Raw genomic sequence first — 17,824 nt, 5'->3', positions numbered from 1 at the left:
GATCGCCGGGCCGTTACGCGGGGCGGCGGGCCTCATCCACGAGCAGGACCGGGATGCCGTCCCGGACGGGGTAGGCGAGGCCGCAGTCCTGACCGGTGCAGACCAGCTCGCTCTCCGCCTCCTTGAGGGGGGCGTGGCACGCCGGGCAGGCGAGAATCTCCAGGAGGCCGGCTTCGAGCGGCATGAAAGGTCCCTTCGGGCGGATGCGCTTGGCCTGGTCAGATTACCGCTGTGAGGGCCGACGTGCGGGAGTTGATCAAGGTCCCGTCCCCCTTCCCAGGCGGGAGGGGGACGTCGGCGAGGGGGTGGGTCAGCCCCGGATGATGGCCAGGACCTCGTCCCGGATCTTCGCCATGGCCGCCTCGTCCTTCGCCTCCGCGTTCAGCCTGAGCAGCGGTTCCGTGTTGGAGGGGCGGACGTTGAACCACCAGTCGGCGGACGAGACGGTCAGGCCGTCCAGCTCGTCGGTCTCGAAGCCCTCGTACGCCGCCTTGACCGCGGCGATGCGTGCCTTCTGGTCGTCGACCGTGGAGTTGATCTCGCCGGAGCCCACATAGCGGTCGAATTCGGCGACGAGTCGCGACAGCGGCCCGTTCTGGCCGCCGAGGGCCGCGAGGACGTGGAGAGCGGCCAGCATGCCGGTGTCGGCGTTCCAGAAGTCCTTGAAGTAGTAGTGCGCGGAGTGCTCCCCGCCGAAGATCGCGCCGGTGCGCGCCATCTCGGCCTTGATGAAGGAGTGGCCCACGCGCGTGCGCACCGGCGTGCCGCCGTGCTCCTGTACGACCTCGGGTACCGACCACGAGGTGATCAGGTTGTGGATGATCATGCCCTTGCCGCCGTGCTTGCCGAGCTCGCGGGCAGCGACCAGTGCCGTGATGGCGGACGGCGAGACCGGCTCGCCGTGCTCGTCGACGACGAAGCAGCGGTCGGCGTCTCCGTCGAAGGCGATGCCGATGTCCGCCTGCTCCTGACGCACCCGCTCCTGCAGGTCGACGATGTTCGCGGGGTCGAGCGGGTTGGCCTCGTGGTTGGGGAAGGTGCCGTCCAGCTCGAAGTACATCGGGACAAGGTCGATCGGCAGCCCGGCGAAGACGGTCGGCACGGTGTGGCCGCCCATGCCGTTGCCCGCGTCGACGACGACCTTCAGGCGGCGGATGGAGGTCAGGTCCACCAGGGAGCGCAGGTACGCCGCATAGTCCTCCAGCGTGTCCCGCCGGGTGATCGTCCCGGGCGTCTCCACCGGCTCCGGCGCACCCGAGTCCAGCCACTGCTCGACCAGCTCACGGATCTCGGCGAGACCGGTGTCCTGGCCGACCGGGGCGGCACCCGCGCGGCACATCTTGATGCCGTTGTACTGCGCCGGGTTGTGTGACGCGGTGAACATCGCGCCCGGCAGGTCGAACGCGCCCGACGCGTAGTACAGCTGATCCGTCGAGCACAGGCCGATCTCCGTGACGTCGACGCCTCGTGCCGCCGCCCCGCGCGCGAAGGCACGCGAGAGGCCGGGGGAGGAGGGCCGCATGTCATGGCCGACGACGATCGCGTCCGCGCCGGTCGTCTGCGCGAAGGCCGCTCCGAAGAGCTCCGCGAGCGATTCGTCCCACTGGTCCGGGACGACCCCGCGTACGTCGTACGCCTTCACGATCTGCGACAGATCAGCTGACACGGCCAAACCCTCCTGGAGTCTCAATGATGAGCACAAACTACCTGCCTGCTCCGACACCTGGACGTGCCCCGGTGCCCAGCGCGGACAGTTCCCACGGAGTTCATACCGGGGCTCGACCGGAACACCGGTGCGCCGGCCCGGAAGCCCCTGCTCACGGGGCCCGGAAGCCGGGGCCGCACGGGGCTGAGAACTGGCGTGCCCGACCGGCCGAGCGCCGAGGAGCGCACGCCGGGGTACGGACGCGTCCGGACGTCGATGGCACGTTCGCGAGGGCGGGATGCGCGCGGGCCGACGAAGCCCGCTCTTGGGCCAGATGAGCCGAGAAATCATTCGAAGGAGTGAGCTGCGGCGGCTGTTGACGGCGGGCCGGGACGCCGAGGCGGGACCCGGGCCTCAAGGCCGGTCGACCGGCGGTCAGTTGTCCGGTGAGCGCAGCACCCGGAGATGGCCGCGGCGGGCGACCTCCATCGGGTCCGCCGTGCGGCCGTAGCCGCCGCCGGCCCCGGCGGCGCGTTGCTGCGGACGGGCCGCCTCACGCACCGCGTTGGCGAGCGCCTCGAGGTCGTCACCGCTGGGGCGCGCGGGTGCCGAGCCGTCCAGCAGTCGGACGACCTCCCAGCCGCGCGGCGCGGTCAGGCGCTCGGAGTGCTCGGCGCACAGGTCGTAGCAGTGGGGTTCGGCGTAGGTGGCGAGCGGGCCGAGGACCGCGGTCGAGTCGGCGTAGACGTACGTCAGCGTCGCGACGGCAGGTCGGCCGCAAGCGGTGCGCGAACAGCGACGTACAGGGCTCACGACGTTGGACGGTACCGCACTCTTGAGCGGGCCGCGACGACTCTCCCCCAGGTCACTCCACCGTGTCGTGCTGTGAGACACCCCACACACCCCTTCCGACCCGACAGGCTGACCTGCACGGACAGCCAGTCCGAGAGAACCGGACACCCCTGAAACCGGTCAGCACTCGGTACAAACGCCGTCAATTCTCATGAGGGCGGCGGTCTCGGGGGTATATGGAATCGAGCCCAACCTTGGCCGGAATGGTCATCCTGCGACATCGGCGCCCCGGCACCGGCGCAGCTCCACGGAGCCCGCCTCTGCGGGGCGGTCGAACAGGGCAGCGACAGAGGGGGTGCGCGGCCGTGTGGGGGCGGGGCGAGGGGACCCCGCGGGGACTACTCTTCGTCAGTGATGGACAACCCTGTAACGCCCCGCGCCACTGCGCCCGGGCCCCGCCGCCGTGACCGCCATGGCAGAGGCATGCGTGGCCCCGTCGCGCCGCCCCAGGTGCCGCTCGCCGCGAGCCGGGCCGAGGTGTTCGCCGACCTGGTGCAGGACTCCGTGGAGCGTCTGGAGCGACGCTGGCCGCAGCTCGCCGACATCGATTTCCTGGTCCTGGAAGTGCCGCGCCTGGACGGCGCCGGCGACGTCTGGAGCGACGAGGCGGTACCCCTCGGTGCCACGGTCGAGGCCCGCGAGGGCCGTCGGGCACGAGTGGTCGTCTACCGCCGGCCGGTCGAGATCCGGACGAAGAGCCGCGACGAGCGCGCGGCCCTCGTCCACGAGGTGGTCGTGGAGCAGGTGGCGGAGCTGCTCGGGCTGACCCCGGAGACGGTGGACCCGCGCTACGGCGAGGACTGACCGGCAGGGCCGCACCACCCCGCGGCCCGGACCGGGGGAGGTGACGGCCCCGTCCGTCACTTCTTCAGCAGCACCGACAGATCCTGGTCCGCCTGGGGCACCGCGACCGTCCCACGGTCGTCCGGGAGGGTCTGCACCGTGAACGCCGGTACGCCCTCGACGGTCGTCTGCAGGGTGCGGGCGGCGTAGACGGGTCCTCCGGAGACCGGCTCCACGGTGAGCGCGTAGGAGCCCTTGAGACCGCTCGGCACGGGCGCGTCCACGTCCTGTGTCGTACCGCCCTTGATCGTGTACTGCTTCGTGACGGCGGTCCCGCCTTCGCTGCCCGCGGACGCGGTGACCTTGACCGTGGCCGCGCCGCCCGGGGCGCTCAGCGCGAGCGTCGAGTCCTTGCCGAAGTTGCCGGCCACCGAGGCACGCGTACCGACCGGCGCGGTGGCCGGGATGAACGCCGACTCCTGCTTGTCGCCCTTGCCCCGCAGCACGCGCAGCGCGGCGACCACGGGGACCGGGGAGTCGCTGGGCGTCAGCACCAGGGAGCCCGCCTCCCCGCGGGTGATGTCGCCGAGGTCGACGGCGGTGGTCATGCCGCCCTTCACATGCAGTGTCTCGTTCCCGGCCGGGGTGATCTCACCGGAGGGCGAGGCCAGGCGCACCTTCAGGTCGGCGTCGGCGTCGCCGGGTACGAAGGCGATCAGTCGTACGTCCGTGGCGTCCTTGGGGATGCCGGGCATCACCAGGGAGCCCGCGGGGTCGGTGGAGGCAGCCAGCCAGTCGCCGCCCAGCTTGTCGTCGAGGGCCTGCACGGCGGCGGCGACCCGGCCGCTGCGGACGCCGACGTGGACCGTGAGGTCGCTCTCCTGGGCGCTGCTGAGCGTGGACAGCAGGACCGGCTCGCTGGAGTGCGGCTGGACCGTGATGCCCTCGCCGACCGTCGACTTGAGGTTGCCGTCCTTGCCGTACAGCTCGATGTCGACGACCGCGGCGGAGTCGTCGGGGTTGGTCAGGTGCACATAGTCGGTGCGGGACCCGGCGGTGCTTGCGCCCGGGAACCAGAACTCCGTGTCCGGGGCGCTGCAGCCGGTGCCGAGCAGCCCCCGGCCGGTGCCCGCGTCGACCTGGGTCGTCTCCTGGACCGTCCAGCCGGGCGCGAGACGGCCGGTGGCAGTACCGAGCAGGGCGGGCGTGTCGCTGCCGGAGGCGGTCCCGGTGACGGGGGTGCCTGGCTCCTTGGGGGTCACCTCGGGAGCGTCCGGCTGCTTCTTGTTCTTGGCGGACTTTCCGCTTCCGGAGGAGTCCGAGCCGGCCGCGGACTGCGCGCCCGCCGCGGTGAGTTCGGCCTTGCCGCTGCTGCTCGTGCCGGGCGAGACGGGCGTGAAGGACGTGTACGTCGTGTCGGCTATGTCGGAGGTGCTCGGCTCCGGGCACAGCAGCCGGGTCTGCTCCACGGGCAGCCGGGCCGCCGTCTTGGCGGTGCCGCCACTGGACGCGGCCGGTGCGGTGAGCGCCGCGAATCCGGTGACGGCGGCGAGCGCGGTCGTGCCGGCGATCAGGGACAGGGTCGTGCGGTTCACTGCTGGCTCCCGTCGGGGCGCTCACTGTCGGTGCCGTGCGCCGGGTCGTAGGGCGTGCCGTAGCCCTGGTCGTACGTCGGGTCGTACGGTGCCGTGGTGCCGTAGGCGTACGGGTCGTACTGGGCGCCCTGATAGGGGTCGGCCGGGTACTGCTGCTGCCCGTACTCGTAGCCGCTCTGCGCGTACTGCTGCTGGTAGTCCGGGTATTGCTCGCCGCCGTACGTGTCGTACTCGCCGCCTGTCTGGCCCGCCGTGTCCCACTCGCCGTACGCCGGCTGCTGCGGGATGTCGGCCGGAGACTCCTCGGGCGGGGGCGGCGGGGCGTCGGTGTCCTGGTCGGCCTCCTCCGCCTCGGCCTGAGCCCGCAGCCGGCGGGCCCGGCGGCCCTCGCCCGAGGTCTCCTGCGCGGGCACGGAACGCTCCTCGGGGAGGTCGTCGTCGACGTCCCGGCGGCGGCCGGGCAGGGCGAGGACCACAAGGACGACGGCGAGCGAGCCCTGCGCCCACAGCCAGCCTGTGTGGGTGATCGGCGCGTCGTAGGTGACGTCCAACGTGCCGCCGGAAGTCGGCAGTTGGAAGCCCTGAGCCCAGCCGTCGACCGTGGTGCGGACGAGCGGCCTGCCGTCCAGGGTCGCGGTCCAGCCCGCGCTGGCGGTGTCGGCGAGCCGCAGCACACGGCCGCTCGGGCCGGACGGGATCTTGGTGTGGATCTCGACGGGTCCGGAGGCGATGGACTGGGGTGTGGCGGAGCCCGCGACGATCGCGGCGCGGGAGACCTGCCGGTCCACCCGCCACAGGGCGCTGCCGTCCTGCTGGCTGAGCCGGCTCAGGCCGGGCGTGGCATCGAGGACGCGGCTGATCTCACGCGGCGCGCCCCTGCGGACGAGGACGTACCGCACGGCGAAGCCGCCGAGTTCGTCCGCCTGGTCGGCGCCGGACCCCGCGACGAGGTTGGCCACGACCTTGTCGAGCATCTGGTTCTCACCGTCCTCCGCGGCGAGTTCGCCGTCGCCGAGGCGGGCGCCGGAGCCGCGGACGAGGGTGTAGCCCACGCGCGCGCTGGACTGGCTGTCCAGGACCAGCGTGCGGGCCTGGTCGCTGGTGCCGCCCTCCTCGGCGACGAATGCCGGCACCTGCACGGGGTCGCGCCGCTCCAGGGGCCCGTCGGCGCCGCGGATCATCCACCCGGCGGCGATCAGCAGGGGACCGGCCACGGAGGCGAACGCGATGAGCGCGGCGACCGGCTGGCGCCAGCCGAAGTTCTGCTCGGCCACCCGCTCCTTCGCGCCTTCCGCGCCGATGGAGGCGGCCGCCAGAAGTGCGAGGCCGTAGACGAGGGTCGCGGGCCCGGCCCATGTGGAGCCGTTGGACAGCACCGCGAAGACCAGCGCCGTCAGGGCGACCGCCCACGCCGTCCAGATGGCTCGCCGACGCTCGCCGCGCATCAGGGCGGCCAGCGCGGCGAGGACGACACCGACGAGCATCAGTCCGCTGACGGTGCCGGGACCACCGGGGCTGGCGCCGAGCAGGTCGGACGCGGAGGCCGCGCTCGCGCCGTAGGCGAGACCGGCCTCCTTGAAGAAGCCGAAGGGCAGCAGCGACAGCGACCAGGGGGCGAGGATCAGCAGCGGTGTGCCCAGCTGCACGAGGAGGCGGAGGCCGCGGGCGACGAGGTCGTGCCTGCGCAGGGCGAGCAGCAGGAGACCGAGGACCAGGGCGATCGGCCACACGATGGGCGTGAACGCGGTGGTGACGGTCAGCAGCAGGGCGTACGCCCAGGTGGCTCGCCAGCTGCCGCGGGCGCGGGAGGCATGGGCGAGCCCGCCGGCCGCGATCCCCGCACGTGCGATGAGCGGCAGCAGGATCGCGAGGACCGCCGTGCCGATGCGGCCGCCGGCGAGGGCACCGGTGGTGGCGGGCAGGAAGGCGTAGGCGACGGACGCCCACGCGCGTACCAGCCGCGACTCGACGAGCGGGCGTGAGGCGAAGTACGCGGTGAACCCGGCCAGCGGCACCGAGCAGACGAGCAGGACCGTGACCGCCAGCCCGGTGGAGCCGAACAGGATGCTCGCGAGCATGGCGGCGAGCGCGAGATAGGGCGGCGCGGACTGCGTGCCGCCCGCACCCACCGGGTGCCAGGCGTCGAGATACCGGGACCACAGGTCGGAGGAGTCGGGGGGCGCGGGCAGCATCGCGCCGCCCGCGAGCGCGCCGCCGCCGAGCAGGGCGCGGCAGGCGACGAGCGAGAACAGCAGCAGGACGGCGAAGAGCACCGGCCCCGGCTTGCGGGCGATGCGCTTGAGCCGGGCGAACTGTTCGACCTGCAGGAAGTCGGCGTCGTCGCCGCCGGGTCCGGATTCGATGCCGCCGCCGTGCCGGCCGGCCGAGGAGACCTCGGGGTCGGAGCGGCCCACCACGTTGCTCGCGATCTGTTCGACGGTGGCCCGGACGGTCGCCCCGCGCGGCGGGAAGAGCGGGCGCAGCTCGTCCTTGTCGATCTGCGGCCGGCCGCGCCTGCGCCGCGCGGCGAAAATCCGTTCGGGCCTGAGCAGGGTCCCGAGCAGGCCGCGGATCTCGTCGACGGCCTGTCGGGGCACCTTTCCGACGAGGTAGGCCAGCGTGCGCAGGAGGGTGCCGAGCACCAGGCGGAGAAGGACCCAGGGAAGCTGTGCCGAGCGGGCGTTGACCAGCAGGGTGTAGACGGCGCCCGCCTTGTCGACCTTGTGCGGGGAGGCCGCGGTACGGCTCACGCAGTCGACGGTGCGGCGCTCGCGGGAGGCCGCCTCGGCGTGCCGGACCACCGCATCGGGGGCGACCAGGACGCGGTATCCCGCGGAATGGGCGCGCCAGCACAGGTCGACGTCGTCACGCATGAGGGGCAGGTGGCGGTCGAATCCGCCGAGCTCCTCGAAGACGTCGCGCCGGATGAGCATGCCGGCCGTGGACACGGACAGCACCGTACGGATGTGGTCGTGCTGGCCCTGGTCCTGTTCGCGGCGGTCGAGGCCGGTCCACCGGCGGCCGGAGTTGGCGATGGTGACGCCGACCTCGAGGAGCTGCCGGCGGTCGTACCAGCCGCGGAGCTTTGGGCCGACGACGGCCAGGTCGTCGCGGCCCAGCTCCAGCTCGTTCTCCACGACCTGCAGCAGCTGGGCCAGGGCGTCGGGTTCCGGGGCGCAGTCGTCGTGCAGGAGCCACAGCCACTCCACGGGCTCGCCGTACGGCAGCTCCGGCATGTCGTACGCCTCGTCCCGCCAGGTGCGGGTGACGGGGTCCCAGCCGCTGGGGCGCTTGAGGTAGGGCAGGTCGTCCGGGGTCAGTACGGCCGCGCTGCGGTTCGCCTCCTCGACGGCCTGGCCGAAACCGGTACGACGGGCGAGGTGCAGTACACGGTCGGCGCCGAGGGCGTCGGTGAGCTGCTGGGCGGAGTCGTCCGCGCTGCCGGTGTCGGCTGCGACCGCGTTCTGCACGGGCCGCTCCTGGCCGAGCAGCCCGGCGAGCGCGTGGGGCAGCCAGCGTGCTCCGTCATGGGAGACGAGCACCGCGGTGACCACGTGACGCGGAAACTCGGGCGGGCGGGTCGGGTCGAACGGCGACGTGGCGGCGTCGTGTTGGACCGCCGTATGGCTGTACACGGACATCGAGGTACGGGCCCCGGTTCGCTGGACTGCGGTGGACGCCTGTGCCCCTGGGGGCAGCGGGACGTCTCGGACGGAGGCCCACACTAACGGCTGGACAAGATCACGGCCCGCCGCCTGTGGACAACCCATCTGCGACGGGCCGTTCTTTACGTATCGGTGTGCGCCATTTCATCTGTCGCCCAAGGGTCCGGCCGCGACGCACGCGCGGCTGTTCTGCGAGGTCCTCGACGACTCCCGCCGCTCGGCGGACTCAGACGGCGGCCTTCTTGAGACGGCGGCGCTCGCGCTCGGACAGGCCGCCCCAGATACCGAACCGCTCGTCGTTGGCGAGTGCGTACTCAAGGCACTCGGAGCGGACCTCGCAGGCGAGGCAGACCTTCTTGGCCTCACGGGTGGAGCCGCCCTTCTCGGGAAAAAAGGACTCCGGGTCGGTCTGGGCGCACAGCGCGCGCTCCTGCCAGCCGAGTTCCTCGTCCGCGTCGTCGACCAGCAGTTGCTGCACCAGCTCGGTCATGTGCGCCCCTCGTCAGTCTTTCGCGTCCCCGTGATGTAGCCGTTACCGATTTCGGCTGAACGACACGAGTGAAATTACAAGTGTGCCGATCCGGGCCAGTCAAGCCGAGATCTGCTATTGGGCCCCTTATTCACTCTGCGGAACCAAGGCTATGCGGAAAGTGTGCAAATCGGCATAAACCATGCCACTCGAGAGGGGTGTACGCGAGCCCCCCACCCCTCGCAGAGAAGGACGCCCATCAGTTCGATCTCGTTCCGATACGTACGGCGGAGCGAACCTGATCACAGTCGGATCACGAGATCGCAACGACGTTCGTGCGCCGGGCGGTGCGCTCCATGTGTCCCCGACTCGCCCTGCACAAACCTTTCGCCTGTCAGATGAACCGGATGAGGTGAAACAGATCCCACATTCCAGGCCTCAAGTTGACAGGTGGGATATGAACCGATGTCCTTGTGGGCATGCTCGCGAACTCGGCACTCACCCAGACCCGCACCGCCGGGTCCCACGGTGCTGCCCGTGCTCGCTGTAGCTGTTGCTGTTCCGGCTGTTGAGCCTTCCGCCGCTCCGGCCGCTCCTGAGTCCACACGACTCGGCTGCTGTCCCTCAGCCCGTACCAGGGCCCGCGCCACGCCCGTGATCCGGGCGGACGACACGCGACACCCAGCCCCCCGCTCCCTCCCGCCGAGGAACTCTGCACCCATGAACAGCGACAGCGACCTCCAGATCGCCGGCGACATCCTCGAAGTACCGCACCTGCTCCAGCCGCCGCGCGAGCACCCGGCCACCGTGGCCGAGTTCGCCGGCCTCGCCCGCTCCGTCGCCGCCGACCGCTCCCAGTGGGCGTACCTGGTCCAGTACGACGCGACGTCCCGCTGGTACCACCGGCTGCGTACCGGACCCGGCTACGAGGTGTGGCTGCTGTCCTGGGTGCCCGGGCAGGGCAGCGGACTGCACGACCACGGGCGCTCGTCCGGCGTGCTGACCGTCCTGGAAGGCGCGCTCACCGAGCGCACGGAGCGCGGCACCCGCGCGCTGGAGGCCGGTGCGCAACGGGTTTTCGCGCCCGGGTATGTGCACGAAGTGGTGAACGACACGCTGGAGCCGGCCGTCAGCCTGCACGTCTACTTCCCGGGTCTGACCGAGATGGCCATGCTCCCGCAGTCCCAGCCGGGCACGGCCGAAGGAACCCCCGTCGAGGCGTGCGCCGCCGACCGGGGCGCCGTCGACACCGTCAGCCGCTGAGTCGACGGCGCACTGCCGGACGCCACGGGCCGGTACCGGCGGGGGCTCCGCGGACAGCCGGCGGGCCGTCCACAAGCCGGGTCGCACGGTGTCGTACCCGCCGGCAGGACCGTCCCCCTCGTCACCGGCCACCACCCCTCAACGAGTGGGCCTGGCGGCTGACACACTGTTTCAATGCGCATTGTGGTTCTGGCAGGCGGCATCGGCGGTGCCCGGTTTCTGCGCGGTCTCAAGCGGGCCGTGCCAGACGCGGACGTCACGGTCATCGGCAACACCGGCGACGACATCCACCTCTTCGGGCTGAAGGTCTGCCCGGACCTCGACACGGTGATGTACACGCTCGGCGGCGGCATCAACGAGGAACAGGGCTGGGGCCGGGCCGACGAGACCTTCCACCTCAAGGAGGAACTCGCGGCGTACGGCGTCGGACCGGAGTGGTTCGGGCTCGGCGACCGCGACTTCGCCACGCACATCGTGCGGACGCAGATGCTGGGCGCGGGCTATCCGCTCAGTGCGGTCACGGAGGCGTTGTGCGACCGCTGGAAGCCGGGGGTCCGGCTCATCCCCATGTCGGACGACCGGGTCGAGACCCATGTCGCCGTCACCCTGCCCGACAGTGACTCCGGCGCAGGGGCCGGCGAGCGCAAGGTGATCCACTTCCAGGAGTACTGGGTGCGGCTGCGGGCATCCGTCCCGGCCGAGGCGGTCGTGCCCGTCGGCGCCGACCAGGCCAAGCCGGCGCCGGGTGTCCTGGAGGCCATCGCCGAAGCGGACGTCGTCCTCTTCCCCCCGTCCAATCCCGTCGTCTCGGTCGGCACGATCCTCGCCGTGCCCGGCATACGCGAGGCGATCGCGGACGCCGGGGTCCCCGTGGTGGGCCTCTCCCCCATCATCGGTGACGCGCCCGTGCGCGGGATGGCGGACAAGGTGCTCGCGGCGGTCGGCGTCGAGTCGACGGCCGGGGCGGTCGCCGAGCACTACGGCTCGGGGCTGCTGGACGGCTGGCTCGTGGACACGGTGGACGCGTCCGCCGTGGAGCGCGTGGAAGCCGCGGGCATCCGCTGCCGCGCGGTGCCGTTGATGATGACGGACCTGGAGGCGACGGCCCGGATGGCCCAGGAGGCGCTGGCGCTCGCCGAGGAGGTGCGGACGTCGTGACCGAGACAGCCGGCTACCGGGTCTGGGCCCTGGCCGGACTCCCCGAGGTCCGCTCCGGTGACGACCTGGCCAAGCTGATCGCGGCCACCGAGCCCGGGCTCGTCGACGGGGACGTCCTGCTCGTCACCTCGAAGATCGTGTCCAAGGCGGAGGGACGCATCGTCCGGGCGGACGACCGCGAGGCCGCCATCGACGCCGAGACCGTACGGGTCGTGGCCCGGCGCGGACCGCTCAGGATCGTGGAGAACCGGCAGGGGCTCATCATGGCCGCCGCCGGCGTCGACGCCTCCAACACCCCGACGGGGACGGCGCTGTTGCTGCCCGAGGACCCCGACGCCTCCGCGCGGCTCATCCGGGAGGGACTGCGGGACACGCTGGGGGTCGAGGTGGGCGTCATCGTGACGGACACCTTCGGCAGACCCTGGCGCACCGGGCTGACCGATGTGGCCGTCGGCGCCGCGGGCGTACGGGTCCTGGACGACCTGCGCGGCGGCACGGACGCGCACGGCAATCCGCTGAGCGCGACCGTCGTCGCCACCGCGGACGAACTGGCCGCGGCCGGCGACCTGGTCAAGGGGAAGGCAGCGGGGCTGCCCGTCGCCGTGGTGCGCGGGCTGCCGCACGTGGTCTCACAGGACGACGGCGAGGGAGCACGCGCGATGGTGCGCGACGCACGCGACGACATGTTCCGGCTGGGCACCTCCGAGGCGGTACGGGAGGCGGTGACCCAGCGGCGTACGGTGCGGTCCTTCACCGACGAGCCCGTCGACCCCGGTGCCGTACGACGCGCCGTGGCCGCCGCGGTGACGGCGCCGGCGCCGCACCACACGACGCCGTGGCGGTTCGTGCTCCTGGAGTCCGCTGCATCGCGGACGCGACTGCTCGACGCCATGCGGGACGCGTGGATCGCCGATCTGCGGCGGGACGCGAAGACCGAGGAGTCCATCGCGAAGCGGATCCGGCGCGGGGACGTGCTGCGCAACGCGCCGTACCTCGTCGTGCCCTGCATGGTCATGGACGGGTCCCACACTTACGGCGACGCACGGCGGGACGCGGCCGAGCGGGAGATGTTCGTGGTCGCCACGGGGGCCGGCGTGCAGAATCTGCTCGTCGCGCTCGCCGGGGAGCGACTGGGCTCCGCATGGGTGTCGTCGACCATGTTCTGCCGGGACGTCGTGCGCGAGGTGCTCGGGCTGCCTCAGAACTGGGAGCCGATGGGCGCCGTCGCGGTGGGTCACCCGGCGGAGGAACCCAAGCCGCGTGCGGTGCGGGATGCGGAGGCGTTCATCGAAGTGCGCTGAGCCGGACCCCGGCGCCCGGAACGCGCAGAACCACCCCGGCACGGCCCCGGCACGCCTACCCTCATATGGCACAGCCCCAGAATCACCAGGACATCAACCGTGGCCGGACGCTTCCCTCTCCGCCCCACCTCCACGACCGTGCGCGGTGGGGATGTCGTCGTGCCCGGGGGTGTGCCGCGCCAGGCCATGGCCCCGGGGCGGAGGCGCTCCTGGGCCCTGCCGTGGCCGCTGGACCTCGGCCTGGTGCTCGGGCCGCTGCGACGCGGTCCCGGCGATCCCACGTTCCGGACGACACCGGACGGCTCGGTGTGGCGGGCCAGCCGAACGCCCACGGGGCCGGGCACCCTGCGGGTCGCGCTGCGGAGCGGGGTGGCCGAGGCGGAGGCCTGGGGACCCGGGGCCGAGTGGCTGCTGCATCAACTGCCCGAGATGCTGGGCGCGCTGGACGATCCCGCCGCGTTCGCACCGCGGCACCGGCTGGTGGCGCTGACGTGGAAGCGGCGGCCGGGGCTGCGGCTGACACGGACCGGCCTCGTCATGGAGTCGCTGATCCCGTCGGTCCTGGAACAGAAGGTCACCACGGACGAGGCGTACCGGGCATGGCGGCTGCTCGTACGGAAGTTCGGGGAGCCGGCGCCGGGACCCGCGCCGGCGCGGATGCATGTGATGCCGGCGCCGCGTACCTGGGCGCTGATTCCGTCCTGGGAGTGGCACCGGGCAGGGGTCGACAACAAACGGGCCTCGACGATCCTGCGGGCGGTGCGGGTGGCCGCACGGCTGGAGGAGGCCACGGGGATGGAGCCGGCCCCGGCGCAGGCACGTCTCGAGGTGGTGCCCGGGATCGGGCCGTGGACCTCCGCGGAGACCGTGCAGCGCAGTCTTGGGGCGGCCGACTCGGTGACCGTCGGCGACCTGCATCTGCCGGGGATCGTGGGCTACGCCCTCGCCGGGGACCGGAATGCGGACGACGAGGTGATGCTGTCGCTCCTCGAGCCGTACGCGGGGCAGCGTCACCGGGCGGCACGGCTGATCCTGCTGAGCGGATCCGCGCCGCCCCGGCGTGCTCCGAAGATGCGGCGGGGCGACATCGGGCGGTTGTAGGCGTGCCGGGTGCACTCCGCGGGAGGGCACCCGGCGTTGCGGACCGGCTGTGCGGAACCTACTGGTCCGAGGAGAAGCGGACCGCGCCCGCCGGAATCCTCGCGTCGCACCAGACCCGTACTCCGTCACGGAGTTCGTTGTCCGCGCCGACCACCGCGCCGTCGCCGATGACCGCGCCCGAGACGACCGACCGTTCGCCGATCCGGGAGCGCGCGCCGATCAGGGAGTCGGTGATGACCGCACCCGGTTCCACGACCGCGCCGGCGAGCAGTGTGCTGCCGGAGATCCGGGCACCCTCCCCGACGAAGGCGCCCTCACCGACCACCGTGCCGCCCGTCAGCTTCGCTCCCGTGGCGACCGTCGCCGTCGGCAGGATCAGCCGGTCGCCGCAGCGGCCGGGCACCGCGGGGGACGGTGCACGCCCGAGGACCAGGTCCGCCGAACCGCGCACGAACGCCGCCGGGGTGCCGAGGTCCAGCCAGTACGTGGAGTCCACCATGCCCTGCAGATGGGCGCCCGCGGCCAGCAGGCCGGGGAAGGTCTCCCGTTCCACCGAGACCGGGCGCCCCACCGGGATGGTGTCGATCACCGAGCGTCGGAAGACGTAGGCGCCGGCGTTGATCTGGTCGGTGACGATCTCCTCGGACGTCTGCGGCTTCTCCAGGAACGCCGTCACCCGGCCCGTCCCGTCCGTGGGTACCAGGCCGAAGGCCCTCGGGTCCGTCACCTTCGTGAGGTGCAGCGAGACGTCCGCGCCCGTCGATTCGTGGGTGCGGACCAGGGCGCGGATGTCCAGGCCCGTGAGGATGTCCCCGTTGAAGATGAGGACCGGCTCGTCGGGTCCCGAGTGGAGGCGGCTCGCCACGTTCCTGATGGCGCCGCCGGTACCGAGGGGTTCCTCCTCCGTGACGTACTCGAGTCGGAGGCCGAGGGCCGAGCCGTCACCGAAGTACGGCTCGAACACCTCGGCCAGATAGGAGGTGGCGAGCACGATGTGCTCCACACCCGACGCCCTCGCCCGCGCCAGCTGATGCGTAAGGAAGGGCACCCCTGCGGCCGGAACCATGGGCTTGGGGGTGTGCACCGTGAGCGGCCGCAGCCGGGTGCCTCTACCGCCGACCAGGAGGATCGCTTCTGTCACCTGTCGTCTCTGCTTCCTGCCGGGACCGGCCGAACTGTCCATCGGCCGGCCAGTGTATGCAGACCGTGTTATGAGGACCGCTAAGGGCGTTATGAGAACCGTTAGAGGTGCCTTCGACGACAGTGGGGTGTCCTTCGAGGGCCGTGCGGGGGACACCCCCCCGTACACCTTCGTACTCAAAGACGCGTACGGCGTCGTGGGGACCGTCGTGCGCAGGCGTACCGAACACCGTGAATGTCGTGCGGGTGGTCGGTACGGCTTCGTGGGACGGCCCCCTTCCTCAGCGGCCCTGCAACCGCGCCGCGGCGGTACGGATCGACCCGAGTTTGGCGTACAGCAGCTGTCCCGGGCATTCCGTGGCGAACCCGTCGCGATGGCCGGAGACCACGTTGAGTTGTGCGTTGACGCCCTTCGGGTAGAGATTGCCACCACCGGACTGCAGGTATGTCTTGGCACGCGGATCCATGCCGTAGAGGCCCACCTTCCACGCCGTGAGCGCGGCGAGGGCGTTCACGGCGGCGGCCGACGGTTGGGTACTGGTGTAGGTGCCGAGGACGGCGACCCCCATGCTGTTGGTATTGAACCCGAGGGTGTGAGCGCCCATCACGGGCTTGTCCACGCCCCCGGCGCGGCCTTCGTAGATGTTTCCGCACTTGTCGATGAGGAAGTTGTACCCGATGTCCCGCCAGCCGCTGCTCACGACGTGGTAGCGGTAGATGCTGCGGATGACGGAAGGCGCTTGCGCGCAGGTGTAGTTGTTGCCCGACGCCGAGTGGTGGACGAAGGCCACCTTCACACTCGCCGTGTAGATGAAGCCCGGCTCACGCAGGCTCTCGTCGGCTCCCCAGCCGCTGCGCGTGATGATGCGCGGGCGCGGCCCGATGTACGGCTGCGCACTTTCCGGGAGCGTTCCGGCCGCCTCCGCCCTCTGCTCGTCGGCCGCTTCCTTCGTCGCCTCCTTCGACAGCGCCGGAATCTCCGCGGCGTTCGGGGGCGCGAGGACATTCGGGGGCGCCAGGGCGGCTTCAATGGCGGACGCGGCGATCCCCGCGCCGCTCACTTCGGCGGATGCGCCCCGTCCGATGGCTGTCCGTCGACGGCATGCGTCTGCGCGGGGGCGCCCGCCTGCGGCCCCTTGCCGGGGTCGACCAGTTCGACGCGCAGGCCGTTGGGGAGGGTCGGCGCACGGGTTCCGCCGGTCTGGTCCGCCTCGGCGCGCACTCTCACCTCCACGCCGTCCGAGTTGCCGACCCACAGCGGCGCGGTCGATCCGCGCATCCGGTGCGAGGCGCCCTCCGCGCTGTCCGGGTCGGGGCCGTGGCCGTGGTTGTGCGTCTCCAGTTCCTGCCAGGCCGACCACCGGGTCGTGCCGCTCGCACGGGTGCGGATCTGGACCAGGCCGTGCAGTTCGGTTTGCGGGTCGTCCCAGACGACGCCGACCAGCGAGAAGGACCGTACGGTCTGCGGGGCCAGCCCCGCCTCGGGCAGGGCACCGGCGGCCCGGTTGGGATGGAGGGGTACGAGGGGCAGGGACTGGGTGTCGCCGGGGATGCTCGCCCCGGTGAGCGGTCCGGCGGGCGACGCGGCCGGCATGTGCGTCGCAGCCGAGGGACCCCGCACAACCGGCCCGGCCGCTGTGGCCGGGCCGGCGAAGGAGAGAGTCAGTACCGCCGAGCATGTGAGTCCGATCGAGGAAGCAAGGTATCCGCGCATGCCCCCGATCTTGGGCATAGCCATACATACATGTCCATTAACGACATACAATGCCTATTAACGAATTGACGGATCGTCGGCTGAGGTGGTCCGAACCGGTGGTCCGTTCACCCGCCCGCCGCTGAGCCCCAAGACGACCGCCCCCGCGTACTCTTGCGCGCGTGAACGCCACCGACCGCACCCCTGCCGACCTGCTGCGATCCGCACTCGCCTCGGACCCCGCGCGCCCCCTGGTGACCTTCTACGACGACGCCACGGGTGAACGCGTCGAGCTCTCCGTGGCCACGTTCGCCAACTGGGTGGCCAAGACCGCCAATCTCCTCCAGGGCGACCTCGCCGCCGAGCCCGGCGACCGGGTCGCCCTGCTGCTGCCCGCGCACTGGCAGACGGCGGTGTGGCTGCTCGCGTGCGCATCCGTGGGCGTCGTCGCGGACGTGGGCGGTGACGCCGGCGCCGCCGACCTCGTGGTGAGCGGACCCGACACGCTGGACGCGGCGCGCGCCTGCTCCGGGGAGCGCGTCGCCCTGGCCCTGCGCCCCCTCGGCGGCCGCTTCCCGCAGACCCCGCAGGGCTTCGTCGACTACGCGGTCGAAGTGCCGAGCCAGGGCGACCGCTTCCAGCCCTACGCGCCGGTCGACCCGGAGGAGCCGGCGCTGATCGTCGCGGGAGCGGAGTACACGGGCGCGGAGGTGACGGAGCTGGCCCGCGCCGACGCACCGTCCCTGAGCCTGACGGGCCCGGGCTCACGTCTGCTGTCCGGACTGGCGTACGACACATGGGAAGGGCTGAGCGCCGGGCTGTACGCACCCTTGGCCTCCGGCGGCTCGGTGGTGCTGTGCCGGCATCTCGAGCGGCTCGGCGAGGACGCGCTCGCCAAGCGGATCGAGAGCGAGAGGGTCACGGCCACCGCACGCTGAGCGCCCTCGGACGGCCCCTCCGGGCGAGCAGCGACCGCCGCGCGACGAGGCCCCGGCAAGCACCCAGACGCCGCACCCAGAAGGCGTCCGCACAACGGACGCGCCACCCGTCGCTCCCGGTCCCCTCGCTCCCCCCTGCGGCGGCGTCGCAGGAGGTCACGGGGCCCCACGCCCCGCCGCGACAGGGCGCGGCCGGGGCGCCACCCTGTCCCCCGTTCGGC

13 protein-coding genes and 1 pseudogene are annotated in these 17,824 nt (G+C 72.1%); 6 read left to right on the top strand and 8 right to left on the bottom strand.

Annotated elements, in window-relative coordinates:
• Positions 1-13: 13 nt before the first annotated feature.
• From ACQEXA_RS34160 to ACQEXA_RS34150, 3 genes are all read right to left on the bottom strand, one after another.
• Positions 14-184 (bottom strand): Trm112 family protein, encoded by a 171-nt coding sequence (locus tag ACQEXA_RS34160; RefSeq protein WP_359403378.1) that lies wholly within the window; start codon positions 182-184, stop codon positions 14-16.
• A 126-nt stretch (positions 185-310) separates the two neighbouring features.
• Positions 311-1,666, bottom strand: a complete 1,356-nt coding sequence (locus ACQEXA_RS34155; protein WP_432928398.1) for a phosphomannomutase/phosphoglucomutase — start codon at positions 1,664-1,666, stop codon at positions 311-313.
• Between the two features lie 414 nt (positions 1,667-2,080).
• Positions 2,081-2,458: a DUF3499 domain-containing protein gene (locus ACQEXA_RS34150; protein WP_359403384.1), complete on the bottom strand. Its 378-nt coding sequence runs from the start codon at positions 2,456-2,458 to the stop codon at positions 2,081-2,083.
• 393 nt (positions 2,459-2,851) lie between these two features.
• Here ACQEXA_RS34150 and ACQEXA_RS34145 point away from each other — a divergent pair, with 393 nt between their 5' ends.
• The gene (locus tag ACQEXA_RS34145) at positions 2,852-3,301 is read left to right on the top strand and encodes a metallopeptidase family protein (RefSeq protein WP_432928400.1); all 450 of its coding nucleotides are present in this window, start codon (positions 2,852-2,854) and stop codon (positions 3,299-3,301) included.
• A 56-nt stretch (positions 3,302-3,357) separates the two neighbouring features.
• Here ACQEXA_RS34145 and ACQEXA_RS34140 read toward each other — a convergent pair whose 3' ends face one another.
• From ACQEXA_RS34140 to ACQEXA_RS34130, 3 genes are all read right to left on the bottom strand, one after another.
• A complete protein-coding gene (locus ACQEXA_RS34140; RefSeq protein ID WP_432928402.1) occupies positions 3,358-4,875 on the bottom strand; it encodes a DUF5719 family protein in 1,518 nt (505 codons plus the stop codon).
• Entirely contained in the window at positions 4,872-8,516 is a 3,645-nt protein-coding gene (locus ACQEXA_RS34135) for a glycosyltransferase (RefSeq protein ID WP_433131935.1), read from the bottom strand. The genes ACQEXA_RS34140 and ACQEXA_RS34135 overlap by 4 nt, the downstream gene beginning before the upstream one ends.
• 250 nt (positions 8,517-8,766) lie before the next feature.
• Positions 8,767-9,030, bottom strand: coding sequence for a WhiB family transcriptional regulator (locus ACQEXA_RS34130; protein ID WP_003975777.1), 264 nt, complete (start codon positions 9,028-9,030; stop codon positions 8,767-8,769).
• Positions 9,031-9,729: 699 nt separating this feature from the next.
• On the opposite strand from ACQEXA_RS34130, the gene ACQEXA_RS34125 reads away from it, so the two are divergent.
• The 4 genes from ACQEXA_RS34125 to ACQEXA_RS34110 all read left to right on the top strand — a co-directional run bounded on the left by ACQEXA_RS34125 (position 9,730) and on the right by ACQEXA_RS34110 (position 13,832).
• A complete protein-coding gene (locus ACQEXA_RS34125; protein ID WP_432928406.1) occupies positions 9,730-10,272 on the top strand; it encodes a cysteine dioxygenase in 543 nt (180 codons plus the stop codon).
• A gap of 174 nt (positions 10,273-10,446) precedes the next feature.
• Positions 10,447-11,430: a 2-phospho-L-lactate transferase gene (gene cofD / locus ACQEXA_RS34120; RefSeq protein WP_432928408.1), complete on the top strand. Its 984-nt coding sequence runs from the start codon at positions 10,447-10,449 to the stop codon at positions 11,428-11,430.
• Positions 11,427-12,731: a coenzyme F420-0:L-glutamate ligase gene (locus ACQEXA_RS34115; protein ID WP_433131933.1), complete on the top strand. Its 1,305-nt coding sequence runs from the start codon at positions 11,427-11,429 to the stop codon at positions 12,729-12,731. The genes cofD and ACQEXA_RS34115 overlap by 4 nt, the downstream gene beginning before the upstream one ends.
• Positions 12,732-12,830: 99 nt before the next feature.
• Positions 12,831-13,832 carry a DNA-3-methyladenine glycosylase family protein gene (locus ACQEXA_RS34110; RefSeq protein WP_433131931.1) on the top strand — a complete coding sequence of 334 codons (1,002 nt, stop codon included), beginning with the start codon at positions 12,831-12,833 and terminating at the stop codon, positions 13,830-13,832.
• A 58-nt stretch (positions 13,833-13,890) separates the two neighbouring features.
• Here the strand turns inward: ACQEXA_RS34110 and ACQEXA_RS34105 are convergent, their stop codons facing one another.
• Both ACQEXA_RS34105 and ACQEXA_RS34100 read right to left on the bottom strand, forming a co-directional pair.
• Positions 13,891-14,973 (bottom strand): sugar phosphate nucleotidyltransferase, encoded by a 1,083-nt coding sequence (locus ACQEXA_RS34105; RefSeq protein WP_432928414.1) that lies wholly within the window; start codon positions 14,971-14,973, stop codon positions 13,891-13,893.
• A 280-nt stretch (positions 14,974-15,253) separates the two neighbouring features.
• Positions 15,254-16,704, bottom strand: a pseudogene (locus ACQEXA_RS34100) (peptidoglycan recognition protein family protein).
• Between the two features lie 143 nt (positions 16,705-16,847).
• On the opposite strand from ACQEXA_RS34100, the gene ACQEXA_RS34095 reads away from it, so the two are divergent.
• Positions 16,848-17,603 (top strand): TIGR03089 family protein, encoded by a 756-nt coding sequence (locus ACQEXA_RS34095; protein ID WP_432928416.1) that lies wholly within the window; start codon positions 16,848-16,850, stop codon positions 17,601-17,603.
• The last annotated feature ends 221 nt before the right edge of the window (positions 17,604-17,824 follow it).

The sequence above is a fragment of the Streptomyces sp. CA-106110 genome (assembly GCF_050936285.1).
GTDB lineage: Bacteria > Actinomycetota > Actinomycetes > Streptomycetales > Streptomycetaceae > Streptomyces.
Note: the sequence above shows the minus strand (reverse complement) of the source record. Positions and strands in the feature narration are given on the sequence as shown.